This window comes from Microbulbifer halophilus (assembly GCF_026183675.1).
Taxonomy (GTDB): Bacteria; Pseudomonadota; Gammaproteobacteria; order Pseudomonadales; family Cellvibrionaceae; genus Microbulbifer; species Microbulbifer halophilus.
On sequence record NZ_JAPIVK010000005.1, the window covers coordinates 70,509 to 90,110 of the forward strand.

Sequence of the window (19,602 nt, forward strand, 5' to 3'; positions counted from 1 at the left end):
CCAATGGTCCTGGCCCTGCCTGTCCGCTAGTGGCTGTTCACCCGCTAATGGCTTCGATGACTGTCGGCGATACGGTGATAGAGCCAGTCTTTCAGGTGTGCGCGCTGGATCTTGAGGGCGTTGAAGTGATTGTCGTCTGTGGCGACGCCGCGTTCCTCCAGCCCCCGTATCTGCTTGTCCAGCCTGTGGTAGGTGTCGCTCTCCGTCTTGAACTGAAGGTCGTCTTCATTCAGGCGCTTGATGGTTTCTGAGTATTCGGGGAAATCCTTGTCCAGCGCATGAGAGGCGATCGACATGGCGAGGTCTCCGGCTAGTGGTTTGTGCTTGTCCCCTCCAAGTGTAGTTGTCGGCGCCGCTACACCCAATCCATACAAATCTAAATGATAATTTATTGTATTTGGTTTTGTGTGTGCATAGAATGCGCGGCAAATTCACAAAGGGGGAAGGAATTGTGAGTCACTGCAAGCGTATACCTACTGGGCGCACTCTGCTGGCCACCGCTCTGGTGGCTGCCCACGCCGGCGCATGGGCGGAAAGCGAGCGCGAAGTCGAAAACGTCGAAGTCGTCGGCGAGCAGGTCGAGTCCTATCTGGTGGACGAGATGGATACGGCCACGGGGCTGGGCCTGAGCGGCCTGGAAACCCCGCAGTCGGTGTCCGCGCTCAGCCGCGTACAACTGGACGACTTCGAGCTGGACTCACTCAACCAGGCGCTGCTGGCGGTGCCCGGGGTGCAGGTGGAAAGCGTCGAGACGGACCGCACCTACTACACCTCCCGCGGTTTCGATATCACCAACTTCCAGCTGGACGGCGTCGGTGTACCGGCGACCTACGGCAACAAGGAGGGCGAAACCGACACCTTCCTGTACGAGCGCATCGAAGTGGTGCGCGGTGCCAGTGGCCTGATGTCCGGTGCCGGCAACCCGTCCGCCACCGTCAACCTGGTGCGCAAGCGCCCCACCGAGGATTTCCGCTTGTCCCTGGGCGCCGAGGCCGGTTCCTGGGACAAGGCCCGGGTGGAGGGGGATGTCTCCGGCTCCCTGACCGACGGCCTGCGTGGCCGCCTGGTGGTGGCCAAAGAAGACCGCGAGTCTTACCTGGACAACTACGCCATGGACAAGACCATCGTCTACGGCGTGGTGGAAAAGGATCTGGGCGCCTCCACGCTGCTGACACTGGGCTCCAGTTACCAGACCAGCTACGCCGACAGCCCGCTGTGGGGCGCCCTGCCGCTGAGCCATGCGGACGGCTCACCCGTGGACTACGACGCCTCTGTCAGCACCGCATCGGACTGGGCCTATTCCGACAAGGTCACCACCGATGCGTTCGCAGAGCTGAAGCACACCTTCGCCAACGGCTGGCAGGCCAAGGCCTACTACACCCACGCGGAAAGCGAGATCGACAGCGAGCTTTTCTATATGTTCGGCCTGCCGGATACGGAAAGCGGCGAGGGCCTGTTTGCCAACCCCGGTGTCTACGACCTGGAAGACCGGCACGACCTGGTGGATCTGCGCCTGACCGGCAATTTCCACTGGGCGGGCCGCGAGCACGACCTGCTGCTGGGTTACAACTGGTCCCGGGGCGACGTGGAGGATATCTCCCTCTACCCGACCGCCTACCCCTCGATCGGCGATTTCGGCGAGTGGGACGGCAGCTTCGAGCGCCCCGAGTACAACGGCGGTACCGATGGCAGCGACTGGACCGACGAGCAGAGTGCCTTCTTCGCCGCCACCCGCCTGCAACTGACCGATGCCCTGTCGCTGATCGGCGGTGCGCGCGTGATCGACTGGGAAAGCGAAGGTTATAGCTACGGCAACAGCAACAACACCGAGGAGAGCGACCGCGTACTGCCCTACGCCGGTGTCGTCTACCGTATCGGCGACAACTACTCGGTCTATGCCAGCCGTACCGAAACCTTCATGCCGCAGGACGACCTGAGCGAAGAGCTCGTCCATCTCGATCCCACCGAGGGAATCAATGACGAAATCGGTGCGAAGGGGGAGTTTTTCGATGGGAAGCTGATCGCCTCCGTCGCTTACTACGAGACTGAGCAGGAAAATGTCGCTGAGTCTGCGGGCACTGTGGAGCACCCGGAAACCGGTGCGCAGATCCAGGTTTACGAAGAGCGCGACTACGACAGCAAAGGCTACGACCTGACTCTCAGCGGCCAACTGGCGCCGGGGCTGCAGGCGAATTTCAGCTACACCAGGGTGGATATCGACAACCAGGACGGCGGCAGACAGCGAGACTTTGTGCCGGCCAATGTGGTGCGCCTGTTTGCCAGCTATCGCCCGCCGGCGATGGAACGGTTGAAAGTGGGTGGCGGTATCAACTGGCAGGACGATATCGAGCGGATCAACGAGGACTACGGCTATCCGATTGAACAGGAGGCCTATGCCACGGTGCGCGCCTTCGCCAGCTACGACGTGAACGAAAACCTGAGTTTCTCCCTGAACGGCAACAACCTGACCGACGAGAAATACATCAGCAGCCTCTACTGGGATCAGGGCTTCTACGCACCGCCGCGCAGCTTCACCGCCTCGGTGAACTGGCGCTACTGATTCGGCAGGCATTTTAGGGATGGCGGGCTCCGCCATCCCTATTTGCATCCGGGATCGTGAAAACCGTCGACCGGGTCGGCTCCCGCCCCATTCAGGCCGGGCTCAACTCCTCGGCGACGGCCAGTTGGCGGCGCTCCAGCAGCTCCCCCAGGTAGAGCTTCAGGTAGGCAATGGCCGCGCGGCGGCCCTCGGCCGCCATGGAGTTGGAGATCCGCCCGTGACGGGCATAGGACAGGGACCAGAAGGCATCGTTGATGGTGATCGCCTGCAGGAAACGCTCCTCCCAGTCCTGCGAGGGCGGCAGCTCAAAGGCCTGTGCGAACAGGTCGCGCAGCGTGCGCGCCAGGCGACGGTTATTGTCCTGCAGCAGGTCCCGCACCGCCCAGCTTACCTCGGGGCCGAATTTCAGTTTTTTTACCGGTTCACTCGCCTCGTAATTCTCCCTTGTCCGCTCGCAGAAAAGCGTGATCAGGTCCTGCCAGTTGTTCCATTCCCGCGCCTGGGAGGGAATGTCGAGCTCTGCGCGGGAACTGTTGAAATAGCGATCGGCCAGGGCGGTAACGCCGGCGTCGCGATTGGGAAAGAAGTGGTAAACGGAGGCGGTGGGAACGCCGGCGGCTTCACTCAGGTCCGCCAGGGAAATATCGGCAACCTCCCTGGTTTTCAGCAGTGTCTCGAGTGTATCGAGCAGTTTTTCGTACTTTTCGCGACCGTTTTTGCGTTGAGGTTTTCGTGGCAGCGCGGCGGACCGACGGTCGCCAATCAGTTTTTCGGTCACAGTCATATCCCTACGTCGTAACTCGGCGCGCCAATTCCCGGGCGCTGCAAAAAAACGGGCCAGATGTGTTGGCATCTGGCGAAGTCTGATTATCGACGGGGGTTCTTCATTGTGCAAGCGTACTTTGTCACTACGTGAGCCAGTTCCATTTATTGAAAATGGGAAGCCGGTGATCTCAATTCATCAAGGAATAGTTTATCATTTTTTCAGGGAATAAACTGAATTTGCCCGCAACATGGTTTTACCCTGTTGCGAAAATTGAATAAAAATTCAAATAATACTGGCCGAAAATTCCGGGAGCACAAAGTACTCCCGGCGGGTTCTCAATGGTACTCGAGATCCGTGGCTTTGCCGCTGAAAACGATATAGGAGTATGCGGTGTAGGCGAGGATTAGCGGAACCACAATCACTGCGCCGATCAGGATAAACATCAGCGACTCGGGCGCGCTGGCGGCCTCCCAGATGGTCAGTTTCCCCGGCACTATATAGGGGAAGAAGCTGAAGGCCAGCCCGGTAAAGCAAAGCAGGAATATCAGTACCGTGACAAAGAAGGGCACGCGGCAGTGGCGGTCACGCTCTTTTGGCAGGCGCGCCAGCAGCCGGTCGTTGAGTACGAAAGCCGCGAAACAGATGACGGGGATCAGCAGTACGAACATCACCAGTGGAAAGGTGAACCAGCGGCTGAATACCCCCGGGTTGACCAGTGGATTCACCAGGGATACCGCCACGACACCCAGGAAAGTAGAGCGGCCGGCCAGTTTGGCCCAGTTCACCGCGCGGCGCTGCAGTTTGCTTTCCGTTTTCATCACCAGCCAGTTGGCGCCGATATAGCTGTAGGCGGCGGTCACACCCAGGGCGCTGAGGCAGGAGAACAGCTGTGGCTGCCAGCCGGGATCAAACCCCATCACATACTGGCCCAGCATATAGCCCTGGGTCAGCGTCGTAAGCAGTGAGCCGATCTTGAAGGCCCTGTCCCAGGCCAGTTTGTGGGCCACTGCGGCCTTGGCGCGGAAGTCGAAGGATACGCCGCGCAGGATCAGGCCGATCAGCATGATGGCGGCGGGAATATAGAGGTGTGTCAGTACCATGCTGTGGGCGCTGGGGAAGGCGATCAGCAGCAGGCCCACCGCCAGTACCAGCCAGGTTTCATTGGCGTCCCAGAAGGGGCCGATGGAGGCGATCATGGTGTCCCGCTGGGCCTCGTCCTCCTCGCCCATGGGCAGCAGTATGCCGACACCCAGGTCGTAGCCGTCGAGCATTGCGTAGATCAGTATCGCCAGGCCCATCAGGCCGATAAAGATCACCGGCAACCAGTCTGCAAAAGTCATTGCGCTCTCACTCATGCTTCACCTCCGTGAGTGCCCTTCGAGGATTGAGGCAGGTGCGTCAGGCTGCCGGCCTGGTCGGGTTCGGCGGTTTCGAATTCTTCCGTCCTGACCGCCTTCATCGCCATCACCTTGAGTGTGCCGATATAGGCGGTCAGCAGCACCGCGTAGAGCAGCAGGTACATGGTCAGGGAGAAACCCACGTGGCCCGGCGGTACCGGTGTCACCGCATCGGCGGTTTTCAGGATACCGGTTGCCAGCCAGGGTTGGCGGCCGATCTCGGTCACGTACCAGCCGGCCAGCACCGCCACCCAGCCGGAGAAAGTCATGCCCACCACCACTTTCAGGAACCAGCGCGGCGGCTCTCTGCGTTTGCGCAGGAAGTAGACCCCGGTCCAGGCCACCGCCAGCATCAGCAGGCCCACGCCCACCATCAGCCGGAAACCGTAGAAGACCGGTTTCACCGGCGGGTGTTCTTCAAAATCGTTGAGACCGCGCACTTCGCCGTTGAAGGTGTGGGTCAGAATCAGGCTGGCGCCGTGGGGAATACCTACGGCCATCCGGTTGCTGCGCGATTTCTCATCCGGCACCGCGAACAGCAGCAGCGGCGCGCCGCGCTCGGTTTCCCAGACCGCCTCCATCGCGGCAATTTTCTGTGGCTGGTGCTCGAAAGTATTGAGGCCGTGCAGGTCGCCGACAAAGGCCTGGATCGGCGCCAGTACTGCCGCCAGCACCAGTCCGGTCTTCAGTGTCAGGCGCGGGGCCCGCTTTTCGTCGCCCTTGAGGATGCGGTAGGCGGAAATACCCGCTACAAAAAAGGCGGCCGTCAACCCGGATGCCAGCAGCATGTGGGTAAAGCGGTAGGGAAACGAGGGATTGAAAATGACTTCCAACCAGTCGATGGCGTGGGCGACACCGTCGCGCATTTCGTAGCCCGCCGGTGTCTGCATCCAGGAGTTCAGCGCCAGAATCCAGAAGGCGGACAGCATGGTACCGATGGCGACGATCAGTGTCGCGAAAGTATGGACCTTGTTGGGGACCCGGTTCATGCCGAACAGCATGATGCCGAGAAAGGTTGCCTCGAGGAAGAAGGCGGTCAGTACCTCGTAGCCGAGCAGCGGCCCGGCGATATTGCCGACAGTTTCCATATAGCCCGGCCAGTTGGTGCCGAACTGGAAGGACATGGTGATGCCGGTCACCACGCCCAGGGCAAAATTGAGTGCGAAAACCTTGACCCAGAAGCGGTAGGCGCGCATCCACACCGGGTCGTTGGTCCGGTCGTGCTGCAGCTTGAAGAAGAAGAGGATCCAGCACAGGGCGATGGTGATGGACGGGAACAGGATATGAAAGCTGATATTGGCAGCGAACTGTATCCTCGACAGTATCAGAGTATCTAGCATGGGTACCTCGGGGGGTCGGCTTAAAACTCAAGTTTGGAAGTTGGAGGTGCCTGCCAATGGCGCACCCGGCCCCGGCTCCCGAAACCGCCACCCAAGATTTGAGTGAAAAGACGGGTTTCGGTGCCGCACCATTCTCAGCTCCGGGCTGTTGGGTTGTCGCTCGCGCCCGGCGCCGCCATCTGTGGCGCTTACCGCTTTCTGCTGCCGCTTTTGCCTTTCAGTTCGAGCAACTTGCTGATTCCCGATCCCAACCTCATCAGTTTTAGCAGATCTTTCTGATCCAGCCGGCTCAGGGCGTTGGCGAAGCGGTCCAGCAGCTCCAGCAGGTCGTAGACTTCCTGCATGCGCTCCTGTGCCCCGGCCTCCTGTTCATCCTGCGGGTCGTTCAACAGCAACTGGCGCAGCAGTGTCAGGGTGGGGTCCAGCTCGCGCTTGCGGCGCTCTTCAAACACGGTCCGCGCCAGGTCCCAGATGGAACCGGCGGCGGTGAAATAATCCTTGCGGTCCCCCGGCAGGTGGTGCAGTTCTACCAGCCGCCAGGCCTGCAATTCCTTCAGCCCCATGCTCACGTTGCCGCGGCTGATCTTCAGCGCCCGGGCCAACTGGTCGGCGTTGAGCGGCTCCGAGTGGACTGTCAGCAGTGCAAACATTTGTCCCACGGTACGGTTGAAGCCCCAGCGGCTTCCCATCTCGCCGAAGTGCAGTACGAATGCCTGGGTCTGGGAGGAGAGATTCATGGATTTACGAATTTTCAGAAATTTCTGAAAATTGTAAAGCAATCGGGACGGGTGTCAAATGAAGCGGGAACGAGTGGGGTCGATGTAGGTTGGATTAAGTGCAGCGAAGCCCAACAACGGAGTCGGGGAGGCTACCGGGCTCTCCGATGCCCTCTCCCCCGGCCCCTCTCCCGGTGGGAGAGGGGAGCTATGTCGGAAGCATCGGGGGAGAGTCGACCATCGAGCCTTCTCGAGCCCCATACCAGTTCTCTCTCCCTGGGGAGAGGATTAGGGTGAGGGGAGCTGTGTCGGAAGCATCGGGGAGAGTCGACCATCGAGCCTTCTCGAGCCCCATACCAGTCCCCTCTCCCTGGGGAGAGGATTAGGGTGAGGGGAGCTGTGTCGGACGCATCGGGGAGAGTCGACCATCGAGCCTTCTCGAGCCCCATACCAGTCCCCTCTCCCTGGGGAGAGGGTTAGGGAGAGGGGGCGACCCGGCCCCCATGTCTCCTACTGCGCAGACCGGGGTGCGGGCACCGAGGTCCAACAAGGGCGCGACTGTCAGGGCAACCGTTCCAGCGCCGCCCGGTGCCACTGGTCGGGCACGATAAAGCCGCGCTCGATTTCGCGCCCGCCGTCCAGCGCGGCGGCGCAGACGGGGGTGTTCCCGCCTTCCCCCCGCAGCCTGCTCGCGAGCTCGTCGCAGCTTTCGCTGCCTCGCACCTGGCCGCGGAGCTCCGCCAGCCAGGTACGTTTGGGCAGAACCGCCCAGCGGAGCGGTTCGCGGCAGTAAGCCTGCCGGAATGTGTCCAGGGTAGCCCACCAGTATCCGGCTCCACTGGCGAGCGCCTCCCCCAGCGGCCGAAACAGCCGGCCGGGCATCAGCGTCCACTGGCGCTCGATCCGTATGCCGAGCCGCTGCAGAATTGTGTCAACCGGAGCTCGGTGGACGATCGGCAACTGGTGATCCCGCATCCGCGCCAGCTTGATATCCAGCCGGTCGCGCAGGCCGGGGCCGACCCAGTGTTCCGCATCCACCTGCAGGTAGAATTTGACCGCGATTTCCCAGTGTTCCATGGCCCCTGCGGGCAGGTGACGCACGATAAAATCCAGCTCCCCCAGCGTGCGGCCTTCGGCGCGCAGTGGCAGGTTGCGGTGCAGCAGCTCGTAATCTGGGTGATGGCGGAAGGCGAACTCCCAGAGATTCTCGAAATAGGCGCCCAGCCTGGTATTTTTCTGCTGTTCGTCGTGGCGGTGCAGTGCGGACTCCAGTTCGGGCGCCAGCCTCTCGCGGACGTCGGTGCGGGAAAAATACGCAGTCAGTGACTCCCCTCGCTCATGGGGCAGCCAGGGCAGATCGCTGTCGCGGGCGATATCTTCCGCAGTCACCGCCCAGAGCAGGTTGTTCCAGTGATCGGGTTCCGGCATGAATGCACTCGTCTATTGGCTGATGGTCCTGCGATGCAGGCGTTGCGGAGCTGGAGCTCCGCGTTCCCGGGTGCGCCTGCTTTGCAGGCGGGGTGAATCAGCCAAAGACCACCATACTCTGCCGGCTCAGCGCTACCGGCACGCCGCCCGGCCCCCACACGCGGCAGGACTGGTTGGTGTAGCCGTCCCGCGCCGCCAGCATACGGGCGTCGATGCGCCAGCCCTGCAGGGGCAGGGCGGCGAAGTCGTCGGTGAGGAATTCCAGCATCCAGGTGAGTGAGCTGCCGGCGGATATCTCTTTCAGCATGGACAGGGCCACCGGCGGCGGGAAGTCGGCGAGGGCGATGGCGTGCAGTTCGGAGGCCTGTTCGGAGGAGTCCTTGAAGTCCACCTCGATGACGGTTTCCGGCAGCTCGCTGCCGCTGAACGGCAGGCCGCCGCGCAGCCAGCGCGGGGTGAAGTGCTGCATGAAGGCCGGGGAGAGATCGGGTATAAAGGGAAGCTCTTCCGCCTCGCTGTTATCGACGGGGGGTTGTTCCGGGGCGAGCCGTATTGTGGACTGGCGGCCGGCGCCGAAAACGCCGATAGCGGTCATCAGGGTTTCGTTCCCCTGGACCAGACTTGCCTCCAGGTGGCGGGTATTCTTGCCACTGCGCAGGATCCGTGCCTGCGCAGATACCTCTCCCGCGGGCACTGGCGCCATGAATGTCACCTGCAGGGTGCGCAGTGGCAGTTCCGCCTCCACCAACCCGCGCATGGCGTAAACGGCCAGGGCGGCCTGCAGGCCGCCGAACAGACTGCGGCCCTGCAGCCAGTCGTCCGATACCTGCAGCCGGCTGGAACCTTCTTCGTGGGTTGCGGATTGCAATAATTCAGTAAAAAGCATGGCGCCGAATCCTGTGCATGAAATAAATCCCCTCTGCGGGCTCCTGCAGCCGGGATCGACAGATGCTAGCAGACCGGTAGCGGGCCGGGATTGACGGATTGTGCCGGCAGTCTTGCCCCGCGGGAAGTTCAATCGTGTTCGCGCACCCGCGACAGCAACAGCCCGCCGGCCACAAATAGCACGATCAGTGCCAGCATGGAATAGCGTATGCCGAACCAGGTGCCAAAGAGCCCGAACAGTGGTGGGCCTATGAGCGCGGCGAACTTTCCCATCAGGTTGTAAAAGCCGAAGAACTCGCCGCTGCGCCCGGCGGGAATCAGGCGGGCGTAGAAGGACCGGCTCAGGGACTGCACACCGCCCTGCACCAGTCCGATCAGTACCGCAATGGTAAAAAACTCCCAGGGTGAGCGGATAAAAGTGCCCCAGATACAGACCAGCAGGTAGACCGCCAGCCCCAGGTAGATACCGCGCCGGGGCCCGATGCGCTCGCCCAGGTGGCCGAAGGCAATGGCGGCGGGGAAGCCGACGAACTGCACCAGCAGCAGCGCCAGGATCAGGTTCGAACGCTCGAACCCCAACGCGCGGCCGTAGGCTACGGCCATGCGGATCACGGTCCCCACGCCGTCGATATACAGCCAGTAGGCGAGCAGGAAAACGGCGATAGTGCGGTGGTGGCGCAGTCGGCGCAGGGTCTGCCAGACCTGGCCGATACTGTCCCGCCACAGGGAGCCGCCGGCAGTTTCCCGCAGTCGGCCAGGCTCCGGTACAAAGAGCAGCAGTGGCAGCGAGAAGACCGCCCACCAGATGGCGGTGAGCGTGAAGGCGCCCAGCGCGGCCTCGGTGCTGTCCGACAGGCCGAACAGCTCCGGCCTGAGCGCTGCAGCGACGCAGACGAGATACAGCAGACCGCCGCCCAGATAGCCGAGACCGAAACCCAGCCCGGACACCGAGTGCCAGCGCGCCGGCGGTGCGACCTGGACTAGCAGGGCGTCGTACAGCAGATTGGCCCCCAGGAAACCGAGGCTGGCGCAGACAAACAACAGCGACGCCGTTAGCCAGGCGCCCTCCGGCACAATGGTGAGCGCGGCGGTGGCGGCCATGCCGGGTACGGCGAACAGGAAGAGGATGCGCTTGTGGGCGCCGGCGGCGTCCGCCAGGGCGCCCAGCAGCGGCGCGCTCAGCACCAGGACCAGCGAGGCGGCGGCGTTGGCCCAGCCGAGGCGCAGGTTGGCGATCTCTGCCGGGGCGCCGGCATTCCAGAAGTCCTGGAACAGCAGCGGGAAGAACCCCGCCAGCACCACGGTGGCGAAGGCAGAATTGGCCCAGTCGTAAAAGGCCCAGCTCCAGACGGTGCGCCGGCTGCGGTTCACGGTTCAGGCCGCCGGGTGCGGCTTGGTTGCGGGGCTGAAATCGTCATTCAAAACAAGGCACCGGGCACACGACACCCGGGGAAAATACCGGTTTGCAAATCGAGGTGACTCTAAAAATAGCAGCCCGGGCGGGAAGGAGCTGCGCCACGGTCGGGGGGGCGGGAACAAAAACGCCGCCTGCCCGAAGGCAGGCGGCGTACGGGAGCGGGTTTCCCCGAAAGGACAGTCTGGACTGAATGACACCGTGCCGGCGTCATTCAGTTCTGACCATTTATACCGCTGTTTTTCAGTTACAGATGTCCCCGGTTATCTCCGGTACCTGAACATCGCTGCCGCCTTTGTCACCCTTCAGGCCGAAGGAGACAGTCTGGCCGGCACCGATGGTGTCGTTCCAGCCCACGCCGGTGGCCGAATAGGGATTGGTACCGCTGACCGCCGCATTCCAGGAGCTGCTGACAGAGCTGCCATCGGTGTATTCCCAATTGATATCCCAGCCGTCCACTGCGCTGCTGCCGGTGTTGGTCAGTCGGATTTCTGCAGTGAAACCGGAGTTCCACTCGTTGGAAACCACATATTCACAGGCAACGCCGCCGGAACCGCCGCTCGAGCTGCTGCTGGACGAGCTGGAAGACGAACTGCTGGAGGAGGAACTGCTGGACGAACTGCTACTGGAGGAGCTGCTCGAAGAAGAACTGCTCGACGAAGAGCTGCTGGATGAGGAAGACGAGCTGGAGCCGGTGCCCCCGCCGTCAAACTGCGCATCGATACAGCCGTGAAAGCGCTCGTCGGTGAAGTAGTTGCGGCCCCATTCGCCGTAAATGATATGGCGGCCGGAGCGCTCCGGAATTTCACAGGAGGTGTGGAACAGGTTCGCGCTTTTTTCCGCAACCACCGCGGGGTTTCCGTCGGGATTGGTGTCGTCGTAATTCAGTACGCAGAAGGGCTCCGCCTCGAAATCGCTCCAGGACAGGCTACCGCCCACCTGGTATTCGAATCCGGGACGGGTGATCCAGTACTTGAACTCCTCGGTATCATCCCAGTGCGGCCCCCAGCTGATGTTCCAGGTAATCGTCTGGGTACCGGAGTCCATGTCGGTGGTGGGCCAGTCCAACTGGTAATCCCACGGCGAGGGACCGCCACTCCAGGTCTCACTGTCGAACCCGCAGACATTGGTGCTGGTTCCTTCCGACTTGCCGCGTGTGTGGGTGAGTACGCTCATGAACTGGTACATACCGTTGGCGTCGATTTCCGCCGCCTCCACACAGGCGGGGGTGGTCGCCTGGTCGGCCTTTTCGTTCAGGCCGCAGTGGGCGTTGCGGGACGGGGGCTCGACCATCAGGCCGTGGCCGAATGCCACTCCCCCGGAAAGGGCCAGTACAAGCCCGGGAATAATGTATTTGAGGGATCTGATTTTCATCATCACGTTCCTTAGTCAATTTATTATTTTGACCGAAGCTGAGTTTCACCGCGTAGTGAAACGGTTTTATGGATGGACCAGAGGTCGGTGCATCCTCGGTGTATCTGCATTGCCCGCCCGGATAGACGGCATCCGCCTGCGGGCGCGCGCTGGCTACAGATACAGTTCCGCCTGTTATGAGCCAGAAAAACAGCGGCTCTTATTGGTTTTTGTGCGGATTGGCATGCCCGGCGCAAGTGCCGGGTGGGGTGGTGAGAGCTTGTGAACTATTGAAACTTATTTTGTTATCGGCTGCCGCGAATCGGGGATTCCGGTGCAACCGTTTTTATTATCGGCGATCCCCGCGGGCTATGGGCGCTTGCCGGTAACGGCGCACTGCGATGGATCGCTGTCTGTATCGCGCCGAGACTAGCGGGGCATCCGCAGAGATTCGAGGGCATTGGGCGCCAAATCTGAATGTATCCGGAAGATTGAGAACCGGTACGCGCGCGGGTTACATCACCGGTTGCCAAAATTTCCGGTCCGGCAGGTGGCCTTCCCGATCGCGACACCGGGGCGGCAAGACACAGGGTGGCCTGGCAAATGAGCCGCGCGCCGGATCAGAAGTTATAACTGAATCTCAGGGTCGCATTGCGCGGTTTGCCGTAGTTGTACTGGTTGTAATAGCCGGCATTGAGATAGTTGTAATACGTCTCGTCGAGGGCGTTTTCCACGTTCATCTGCAGGTACATATTGCTGCTGAGATCATAGCGCGCCATCAGGTTTACCAGGGAGAAGGCATCCTGCTCCAGATGGTTGCCCGAACCCTCCGCGTAGAAGCCGGACTGCCAATTGACCCCGCCGCCGACGCTCAGCGCCGGCAGGCTGTCGACGAACTGATAGGTGGTGAACAGTTTGAACTGCCTGCGCGGGGAGGTGGTGTTGACTTCCCTGCCTTGCGCATCTTCCGCTTCGAACCGGGAGTAGCCGGCGGAGATATCCCAGCCGTTGCCGATGCGCCCGATCACTTCGGCCTCGAAGCCGTCGCTGACCGTACCCTGGGCCGCGTAGTAGGCGGAGTCCTGCTCCGGGGTGGGCACAAACTCCGGGTCGGCGACGGCCAGGTTGTCCTGTTCGACGCGGAACAGGGCGATGGAAGTCTGCAGGCGGTCGTTGAGGAAACGGCTCTTCAGGCCCACTTCGGTGTTGGTGCCCGTCAGCGGATCCAGGTAGTCACCGCTGGCATCCTTGTTGTTCTGCGGGGTAAAGATTTCCGTGTAGCTGGCGTATACCCGGTGCCCGGCCGTCAGGTCGTAGAGGGCGCCGAAATAGGGGATCACCACGTCGTCGTCGCCGTAATTGCTGACGTCGCCGTAGTAGGTGCGCCGGCGATCCCAGCTGGCAACGCGGCCGCCGGCGATCACCTTGAGGTGGTCGCTCAACGACAGGCGGGTGGAAGCGTAGTAGCCGGTCTGGGAAGTTTCGTTGTCGTCGCGGACCGTGGCCGCCTCGGTCCAGTCGGGTTCCGGCAGGTCGCCCCACTGGTAGTAATTGCCCACCGCCACGGAGTCCCAGCCGGTATTGCCGCCCAGCGGATCCGGATCCCGGGTGCTGGTATCGCCCCGCTGTTCGCTGTGCAGGGCGCCGGTGACAAATTCGTGCTGTCGCCCGAACAGTTGGTAATCCCCCTTCAGCTGCAGGTCGTAGCTGTCCTGCTCGGTGGCACCGGAAGAGCGGTAGCGCTGGGCGTAGAGGCCCTCGCCGGTCTCTTTATCCAGCGCGCCGCTGAGCAGCACGAGGCGGGATGCCTTGTCGTAGGCCAGGTGGTTGTAGTTGATTTTCAGGTCCCAGCCGTTGTCGAACACATGGTTGATGCTGGCGAAGTGGTTTTCGCTGGTGGTTTCCCAGCGGGTCCAGTCCAGGCCGGTGGTCCTGGAGACGTCCCAGTCAGTTGCGGTGCCGTCGGAATAGAGTGCCGGCAGGGCGCCCCAGGTTGCGCCGCGCGGGTTCCTGTTCTGGTAGTGGCCGCCCACCCGCAGCAGGGTGTTGGGGGTGAGGTCGCCTTCGATCACGCCGTAGAAAACGTTCTGCTGCTCCGAGAAATTATCCAGGTGGGATTCGCTGTCCAGGTAGCGGGCAACCATACGCGCCCTGACGGTGCCGGATTCGTTCAGGCCGCCGGCGATATCCGCGGTGGTCTGGGTTTTGCCCCAGCGGCCCAGGTCCACGTCCATATAGCCGGCCAGGTCCGTGTGGTCCGCTTTCTTGCGCACCAGGTTGATGGACGCGGACGGGTCGCCGACACCGGTGAGCAGGCCGGTGGCGCCGCGCACAAATTCCACCCGCTCGTAGATGGAGACATCGGCGGAGGTCTCACCGGAATCCCCGGCCAGGGACCAGGACAGCGGCACGCCGTCGATCTGGTAATTGCTGATATCGAACCCCCGGGACTGGAGGGAGTTGCGGACATTGTCCAGCTGCGAGGAGGAGATGCCGACGGCGTTGTTCACCGTCTCGACAATGTTGCTGAGGTTCTGGTCCTTGATCCGCTCGGCGGTCAGCACTGTGACGGACTGCGGGGTTTCCCGCAGGGTCAGGCCCAGGCCGGTGGCGGTATCGATGGATTCGTCGACGGTGTATTTCCCGGTCACGGTGACGGTTTCGATAGCCTGCTGTGACTGCTCCGGCCCTTTGTGAGTCTTTTCATCGGCGGCGAGGGCGGGCAGGGCGCCCGATGCCAGTGCAACTGCGGTGGCCAGGGTGCAAAAACGAGCACTCATGATAATCGTTCTCATTATCGTTTTGTGGGTGGTGCGAAAGCTAGCACAGGAGCCAGGCCTTTGCACTACCCGGTGGGGCACCTTCTTCAGGCGGCTCGGGTAACGGTCGGGCGGGTATTTCCTCTGGTTTGGTTGAATCCTGAACGGTCCGGTGTGAAGCGGTGGGAAGATCGATGGGGTCGCTTTATTAAATGCAAATGAGAATCTATTGTGGTAACTTTCGCATCTTTTCGGGCCCTGGCCGGGCAGCGCTGCTTCTCCGACAGGGAGACGGCTCTGGCGGTCGGTTACCGACAGTTCTCTTTCGGCGAATACAGACATACATGAATAAATTCCTGTTCAAGCTGCACAGCTGGATGGCGCTTGTCGCCTTTGTGCCGCTGCTGGTCATCTGCGTGACCGGCAGTATCCTGGTCTTCAAGCACGAGATAGATGCCCTGCTGATCGAGGACCGGGTGCGGGTGGACCCGGCGGGGCGCGAGCGCATGAACCTGGACGCGCTGGCAGACTCGGTAAACAGCCACTTCCCCGGTTACGAGATCGTCGGCTGGGTGCTGTTCCAGGATCGCGGCCGCGCCGACCTGGTCTACACCATGGAGCGCGGCACCAGCGAGTGGACCTACGCGCTGCTGAATCAGTACACCGGCGAGCCGTTGCGCCCGCCCATGAGCACCACACACCACCTGACCGACTGGCTGCTGGAACTGCATTACACCCTGTTAATGGACGACACGGGCCTGTTGATCAGCAGTATTTTCTCCATCCTGCTGTGCCTGCTGGGAATCTCCGGTTTCATCCTCTACCGGAAGTTCTGGAAGAACTTTTTTACCCTGCGCTGGAACGCGCGGTTGATTGTCTATTTTTCCGACCTGCACAAGATGACGGGTATCATCGCCGCGCCGGTCCTGCTGATCCTCGGCTTTACCGGTGCCTGGTGGAATATCGAGCATTTCGCCCACGAGATGGAACACCACGCCGAAGGCGCCGAGCACTACAAAATGGCCGGGCGCCTGTACAACGATGATCTCTCCCTACAGGAACTGATGACCGATGCCGGTCGCCAACTGGACGATTTCGAGACCACCTACATCTCCTTTCCCTGGGAACCGGATACCAACTTCACCTTCTGGGGGGATGTGCACAGTAACAATCCGTTGCTGGACGAATACGCCAGCATGGTGACCTACAACGCCCGGAGCGGTGAGCATATGTCGAGCTACGATATTCGCGAGGCCACCCTGGGTGCCGCCATCGTGGCCAGCTACCGCCGCCTGCACTTCGGCAACTTCGCCGGTCTGGCGAGCAAGGTGATCTGGTGTGTGGCGGGGTTATCGCCGCTGTTGCTGTCGGTGACCGGCATCTATATCTGGAACCGGCGCCGCAGCAAGCGCCGGGCCGCGCGGGAGAAGCGCCGGGCGAAGACGGTGCAACTGGCCGGGGCTGGCGCCTGACGGCAAATGTCTTCCCTGTGGCCGGGGCGGGCCTGCATTCGCGTCCGGGGAATGGACGTGAAAGTGGCCGCGTTTTCCCGGGCAGATCGCGGCCCCTTCAGGCGCCATAGAAAATGGCGACGATCAGCCCGGTTATAAAGACGCCCGCCAATATTAGAAGCGCGGTGACGGGCAGTGTCAGATTGAACATCAGGGCGAGGGTCCCGATGAACAGCGTGCCCCCAACTGTTAAGAGGCCGGCGATCTTTGCCCTGTCGTAAAGGGCGGCCCGCCGTTGCGCGCCGGGCGGGGTGCCGTGTATTCGCTGCCAATCGAACCAGTGCCCCCAGGCAGACTCGCAGAAGCGGTTGAATGCATCCAGATCGTGCTTACCCTGCTGGACGATCAGCGTCGCCCTGCCGGGCCGGTGCAGGGTAAGGAAACTCTGGTAGCGCATCTGATCGATCTCGGAGAACGGCACCCACCCGTGCCGCCCGAAGCGCAGCCCTCCGGCGTCTACGGAAACACTCTGGCGCATCGGCTGAAGTAACATCGCAAGCACGCCCGGCAGCACCATTCCCAGGCCGCCTACCAGGAAACACAGCCAGATGGGCAGCTGCTGCCGCTCGACCAGCGATAGCATCTGCCAGCCCGCCAGCGGACCTACCAGCAGAAAACCCAGAATCCCGGACAATTGATGCCAGCGGGTTCCCACACTGGCGTGGGGCAGGGCCGTGTTGGTGGGGTTCTTCGGTGTCGTCATATCTGAAATCCACTGGAGAAGCTTTTCACAGCTTTTATGTCTCGTATTCCGGAAGGTCGGGTGGCCCCTCTGCCAGCCGATCACTGCACGGCGGGCGATTCTGGAGGAGGCGACGGGGGAGGGCAAGTGGCCTGGACGGCCGGACGCGGCAGTAGGGTTGTTCAAAGATGGTTTGTGCCAGGTGTGGGGATAAACGAAAAAGGCCCGTCAAATGCCGAGCCTCCTGTAACTTTCTGCTTGCGGCTGGATAGATTGGGATGGGCCAGAGAAGCAAAAGCCCCGAAAACACTGGGCTTTCGAGGCTTCTGTGGTCCGTCTGAGATGGCGGGAGTCGAAAAGAATTTCTAAGTGATTGATTTACATTAACTATTTTTCGATTCTTAATCGAAACCCGTCACAAAACCCGTCCAACTGATTAAGCTGCCTTGATAAAGCTGCGGGGAGTATATTTCTCCGTCACGCGCCCGTGACGGCTGTGTAGACGACCCCGTGTCTACAAATGCGTCTGGTGACGGGGTGGTTGACGGCAGCGGCGAGATCGGCGGATACTGAAGCTGCCGTGGCAAAATCTGCGGCCGGGATTGGTCCCCCGAACTTCACAGGCGCACAACTCGCGCTCGCGAGTTTTTTTGTGCTCGCTCATCTATGGTGGGCGATTTGGGGCCGCTTCGGCGGGCCGTTCCTGTGACGGTAGGACCAACCTCGAATCGCCCGCCTCCATTCAGCGGTACCGGTGGGGGCCTCCATCCAATAAGGAGCCCAGCATGGACACCACAATCGAAAAGATCTCCAGAACCATCGAGGATTTGTACACATTGTGCGCCGCAGTCATTGATTCCGAGGAAATTACTCAGGCGCGGGGCCTGGCAATTATCGGCAAGAATTTCGCCGACAAGGGTCGCGACCTTGTTGATGAATTGGACATCAAAAACAGAGGGGAGTCTGCGCAATGAATGCTAAAGTTCAGAAAACTGCGTGCACTCCCGAAGAAGTTTTCGACATCGCCAGCACGGGAGAAGGCTTTTACGTTGACGCGCTGAATTGCGGACTCGAAAGATTACACGGCACGGTCACGATGCTTTCGGCGCATTTTGAAGCGGATTGCGATCGCCTGAATGAAGAGATTGTATCTAACGCGCTATGGGCAGTTGAGGGGCAAGTTAACGACCTCAAGAAACTTCTTAGTCTTGCTACCGCCGAAAAGAATTGACCTCAAGAACAGGTGCAGATTAGCCCGCTTAAAGCGGGCTTTTTTATCAGTTGTTCAGGGCCTCGCCTTCGGTGCCGAAGGCATAGGCGTCTCTGGGCATCGTGTAACCTCGAACTGCCACTGGGGGATAGCCCCGCTCGTAGAGGTCAGGTTTTCGTTTTCCATTACCATATAGCAAGTGCCACGGTAAGCATGAACGTTCTCTGCGCTGAACGCCTCTTGCATCACCGGCGAGGGTTGTTGGTCGAAATCCCCCAGATAAAGGGATGCTCTTTGTAAAAATGTTAAATCATTTGTTTCCAGAGTGGCGGTGTAGATTTCTGCCAGCTCTTGAGGAAGACCGTGCGCTACTACGTAGACGTCATTAATGTAAACTTCAGGGTCGTGTACGTATATCAGTTCATTGTTTCTCCAGATACGTTCTACCCGGGTAACAGGGCCTTCGCAAATGCGTATGGCATAAGTCCGGTATATCTCCCGGTGCTGGATCTTGATGTCAGGCCCAAACAAACCTCCAGACTTTCTCTCCGTCCATTCAACAATTTTTGGCTCGGTGGTAGCGATGATATTGCCTTTCACTGGCCTGACCGTGCCGAAAATGATAGGCCTCGGGACACCCGCCTTGCTGGTTTGTATTTTTACATCTACAGGCTGCGCGTCTATCTTGATGCTGCCAAATATCAATGATCCCACGGCGAGTACACCTCCACCAGCAGATGGCGCCATCGTTTGTCGAGAACATGCTCGACGACATTATGTTGAGCATGTGAGTGGACCAAGGAAAACCCGCCGTACCTATAATCAGCCAAGAAGCCAACATGGCAGGGGCCTCGGTTCTTAGCCTTGAACATAGCCACGTCGCCAGGTTGCCATTGCTCTTCCGGAATCGGGTTCCCGAAACATTCTTGCAGGTGCTCCCTCAACCCATCTTTCCAGGGCTCTCTGCCATAGTACTTTTTATCTCCAACTTGCAGGCCTGCGGCCGCGCAAGAGAGAACAACGAGTCCCCAGCAATCCACTGCCCAGGGTTGGCGTCCCCGGTGTCGAAACTTCACGCCAACCATAGATCGGGCATGTGACAGAGCGGCCTGCCTTTGTTCTTTGGTATCAATCATCGAAAAATTCATCCTCCTCGTCGTCTTTCTTCTCGGCGCGGTTGCGCTCATCGGTGAGGCCTAGCTCAGCCATGTACCCACGCAATTGGCTGTGCTTCGCCGCTTGGAAGCTAGCCGGATTAACCATCATTTCCTTCCAGAGCTCACAGAACGCGATCGCTGCTGGCTCTCGGCTGGCGTCGAGCCAGTACGCGGGCTCGATCCAGCGCTTCCAGGCCTTCGCCCCCTCTCCCTTCAGGCTCGGAGGCTTCTTCAGCGCTCCGAACGCGGAGCGATCTCGATCTGTGCGGGCCCGCTTCGAGGTCGCATCCCCATGACGGCCGGGCCGATGGGTCCCAGACACCAGATGAAGGCGCGCTGGCTTGGGTCTTCGCCCCTTTTTGGACATTTTTTAACCTTTTTGCCGAAATTGAAAATCCGAAATTTAATTTTGGCAGTGCGAAAA

At 60.6% G+C, this 19,602-nt stretch carries 18 protein-coding genes; 4 read left to right on the forward strand and 14 right to left on the reverse strand.

Annotation, left to right across the window (positions count from 1 at the left end):
• Positions 1 to 44 precede the first annotated feature (44 nt).
• Entirely contained in the window at positions 45 to 296 is a 252-nt protein-coding gene (locus tag OQE62_RS04110) for a YdcH family protein (protein ID WP_265720727.1), read from the reverse strand.
• A gap of 155 nt (positions 297 to 451) precedes the next feature.
• On the opposite strand from OQE62_RS04110, the gene OQE62_RS04115 reads away from it, so the two are divergent.
• Positions 452 to 2,560 (forward strand): TonB-dependent siderophore receptor, encoded by a 2,109-nt coding sequence (locus tag OQE62_RS04115; RefSeq protein ID WP_265720728.1) that lies wholly within the window; start codon positions 452 to 454, stop codon positions 2,558 to 2,560.
• Positions 2,561 to 2,651: 91 nt separating this feature from the next.
• Here the strand turns inward: OQE62_RS04115 and OQE62_RS04120 are convergent, their stop codons facing one another.
• From OQE62_RS04120 to OQE62_RS04160, 9 genes are all read right to left on the reverse strand, one after another.
• Positions 2,652 to 3,338: a TetR/AcrR family transcriptional regulator gene (locus OQE62_RS04120; protein WP_265720729.1), complete on the reverse strand. Its 687-nt coding sequence runs from the start codon at positions 3,336 to 3,338 to the stop codon at positions 2,652 to 2,654.
• A gap of 323 nt (positions 3,339 to 3,661) precedes the next feature.
• On the reverse strand, positions 3,662 to 4,666 hold the full coding sequence (locus OQE62_RS04125; RefSeq protein WP_265720805.1) for a cytochrome d ubiquinol oxidase subunit II: 1,005 nt from the start codon (positions 4,664 to 4,666) through the stop codon (positions 3,662 to 3,664).
• A gap of 11 nt (positions 4,667 to 4,677) precedes the next feature.
• The gene (locus OQE62_RS04130) at positions 4,678 to 6,063 is read right to left on the reverse strand and encodes a cytochrome ubiquinol oxidase subunit I (protein ID WP_265720730.1); all 1,386 of its coding nucleotides are present in this window, start codon (positions 6,061 to 6,063) and stop codon (positions 4,678 to 4,680) included.
• A 188-nt stretch (positions 6,064 to 6,251) separates the two neighbouring features.
• Entirely contained in the window at positions 6,252 to 6,800 is a 549-nt protein-coding gene (locus OQE62_RS04135; RefSeq protein WP_265720731.1) for a GbsR/MarR family transcriptional regulator, read from the reverse strand.
• A gap of 540 nt (positions 6,801 to 7,340) precedes the next feature.
• On the reverse strand, positions 7,341 to 8,207 hold the full coding sequence (locus OQE62_RS04140) for a DUF1853 family protein (protein ID WP_265720732.1): 867 nt from the start codon (positions 8,205 to 8,207) through the stop codon (positions 7,341 to 7,343).
• Positions 8,208 to 8,304: 97 nt separating this feature from the next.
• Positions 8,305 to 9,093, reverse strand: coding sequence for a thioesterase family protein (locus tag OQE62_RS04145; RefSeq protein WP_265720733.1), 789 nt, complete (start codon positions 9,091 to 9,093; stop codon positions 8,305 to 8,307).
• A 128-nt stretch (positions 9,094 to 9,221) separates the two neighbouring features.
• Positions 9,222 to 10,463 carry an MFS transporter gene (locus OQE62_RS04150; protein ID WP_265720734.1) on the reverse strand — a complete coding sequence of 414 codons (1,242 nt, stop codon included), beginning with the start codon at positions 10,461 to 10,463 and terminating at the stop codon, positions 9,222 to 9,224.
• Positions 10,464 to 10,749: 286 nt separating this feature from the next.
• Entirely contained in the window at positions 10,750 to 11,880 is a 1,131-nt protein-coding gene (locus OQE62_RS04155; RefSeq protein WP_265720735.1) for a lytic polysaccharide monooxygenase, read from the reverse strand.
• Between the two features lie 599 nt (positions 11,881 to 12,479).
• Entirely contained in the window at positions 12,480 to 14,639 is a 2,160-nt protein-coding gene (locus OQE62_RS04160; RefSeq protein WP_265720736.1) for a TonB-dependent siderophore receptor, read from the reverse strand.
• 323 nt (positions 14,640 to 14,962) lie between these two features.
• Here OQE62_RS04160 and OQE62_RS04165 point away from each other — a divergent pair, with 323 nt between their 5' ends.
• The gene (locus OQE62_RS04165; protein WP_265720737.1) at positions 14,963 to 16,090 is read left to right on the forward strand and encodes a PepSY-associated TM helix domain-containing protein; all 1,128 of its coding nucleotides are present in this window, start codon (positions 14,963 to 14,965) and stop codon (positions 16,088 to 16,090) included.
• A gap of 97 nt (positions 16,091 to 16,187) precedes the next feature.
• Here OQE62_RS04165 and OQE62_RS04170 read toward each other — a convergent pair whose 3' ends face one another.
• A complete protein-coding gene (locus tag OQE62_RS04170) occupies positions 16,188 to 16,832 on the reverse strand; it encodes a hypothetical protein (protein ID WP_265720738.1) in 645 nt (214 codons plus the stop codon).
• Between the two features lie 764 nt (positions 16,833 to 17,596).
• Between OQE62_RS04170 and OQE62_RS04175 the strand changes: the two genes are divergently transcribed.
• On the forward strand, positions 17,597 to 17,785 hold the full coding sequence (locus tag OQE62_RS04175) for a hypothetical protein (RefSeq protein WP_265720739.1): 189 nt from the start codon (positions 17,597 to 17,599) through the stop codon (positions 17,783 to 17,785).
• Entirely contained in the window at positions 17,782 to 18,042 is a 261-nt protein-coding gene (locus tag OQE62_RS04180; RefSeq protein ID WP_265720740.1) for a hypothetical protein, read from the forward strand. The genes OQE62_RS04175 and OQE62_RS04180 overlap by 4 nt, the downstream gene beginning before the upstream one ends.
• Positions 18,043 to 18,096: 54 nt before the next feature.
• Here OQE62_RS04180 and OQE62_RS04185 read toward each other — a convergent pair whose 3' ends face one another.
• The 3 genes from OQE62_RS04185 to OQE62_RS04190 are packed head-to-tail and all read right to left on the reverse strand — an operon-like array spanning position 18,097 to position 19,545.
• Complete coding sequence (locus tag OQE62_RS04185; protein ID WP_265720741.1) at positions 18,097 to 18,735, reverse strand: hypothetical protein; 639 nt, start codon at positions 18,733 to 18,735, stop codon at positions 18,097 to 18,099.
• Positions 18,723 to 19,208, reverse strand: a complete 486-nt coding sequence (locus OQE62_RS19470) for a C40 family peptidase (RefSeq protein ID WP_377558775.1) — start codon at positions 19,206 to 19,208, stop codon at positions 18,723 to 18,725. Before OQE62_RS19470 ends, OQE62_RS04185 begins: the two co-directional genes overlap by 13 nt.
• Positions 19,150 to 19,545: a hypothetical protein gene (locus OQE62_RS04190; protein ID WP_265720742.1), complete on the reverse strand. Its 396-nt coding sequence runs from the start codon at positions 19,543 to 19,545 to the stop codon at positions 19,150 to 19,152. The genes OQE62_RS19470 and OQE62_RS04190 overlap by 59 nt, the downstream gene beginning before the upstream one ends.
• Positions 19,546 to 19,602 lie beyond the last annotated feature (57 nt).

Excerpts from the sequence above, each read along its gene's own strand:
- OQE62_RS04110 (WP_265720727.1), bottom strand. The coding sequence starts at position 296 with ATGTCGATCGCCTCTCATGCGCTGGACAAGGATTTCCCCGAATACTCA.
- OQE62_RS04125 (WP_265720805.1), bottom strand. The coding sequence starts at position 4,666 with ATGACTTTTGCAGACTGGTTGCCGGTGATCTTTATCGGCCTGATGGGC.
- OQE62_RS04130 (WP_265720730.1), bottom strand. The coding sequence starts at position 6,063 with ATGCTAGATACTCTGATACTGTCGAGGATACAGTTCGCTGCCAATATC.
- OQE62_RS04135 (WP_265720731.1), bottom strand. The coding sequence starts at position 6,800 with ATGAATCTCTCCTCCCAGACCCAGGCATTCGTACTGCACTTCGGCGAG.
- OQE62_RS04140 (WP_265720732.1), bottom strand. The coding sequence starts at position 8,207 with ATGCCGGAACCCGATCACTGGAACAACCTGCTCTGGGCGGTGACTGCG.
- OQE62_RS04145 (WP_265720733.1), bottom strand. The coding sequence starts at position 9,093 with ATGCTTTTTACTGAATTATTGCAATCCGCAACCCACGAAGAAGGTTCC.
- OQE62_RS04155 (WP_265720735.1), bottom strand. The coding sequence starts at position 11,880 with ATGAAAATCAGATCCCTCAAATACATTATTCCCGGGCTTGTACTGGCC.
- OQE62_RS04160 (WP_265720736.1), bottom strand. The coding sequence starts at position 14,639 with ATGAGTGCTCGTTTTTGCACCCTGGCCACCGCAGTTGCACTGGCATCG.
- OQE62_RS04165 (WP_265720737.1), top strand. The coding sequence starts at position 14,963 with ATGAATAAATTCCTGTTCAAGCTGCACAGCTGGATGGCGCTTGTCGCC.
- OQE62_RS04170 (WP_265720738.1), bottom strand. The coding sequence starts at position 16,832 with ATGACGACACCGAAGAACCCCACCAACACGGCCCTGCCCCACGCCAGT.
- OQE62_RS04175 (WP_265720739.1), top strand. The coding sequence starts at position 17,597 with ATGGACACCACAATCGAAAAGATCTCCAGAACCATCGAGGATTTGTAC.
- OQE62_RS04180 (WP_265720740.1), top strand. The coding sequence starts at position 17,782 with ATGAATGCTAAAGTTCAGAAAACTGCGTGCACTCCCGAAGAAGTTTTC.
- OQE62_RS19470 (WP_377558775.1), bottom strand. The coding sequence starts at position 19,208 with ATGAGCGCAACCGCGCCGAGAAGAAAGACGACGAGGAGGATGAATTTT.
- OQE62_RS04190 (WP_265720742.1), bottom strand. The coding sequence starts at position 19,545 with ATGTCCAAAAAGGGGCGAAGACCCAAGCCAGCGCGCCTTCATCTGGTG.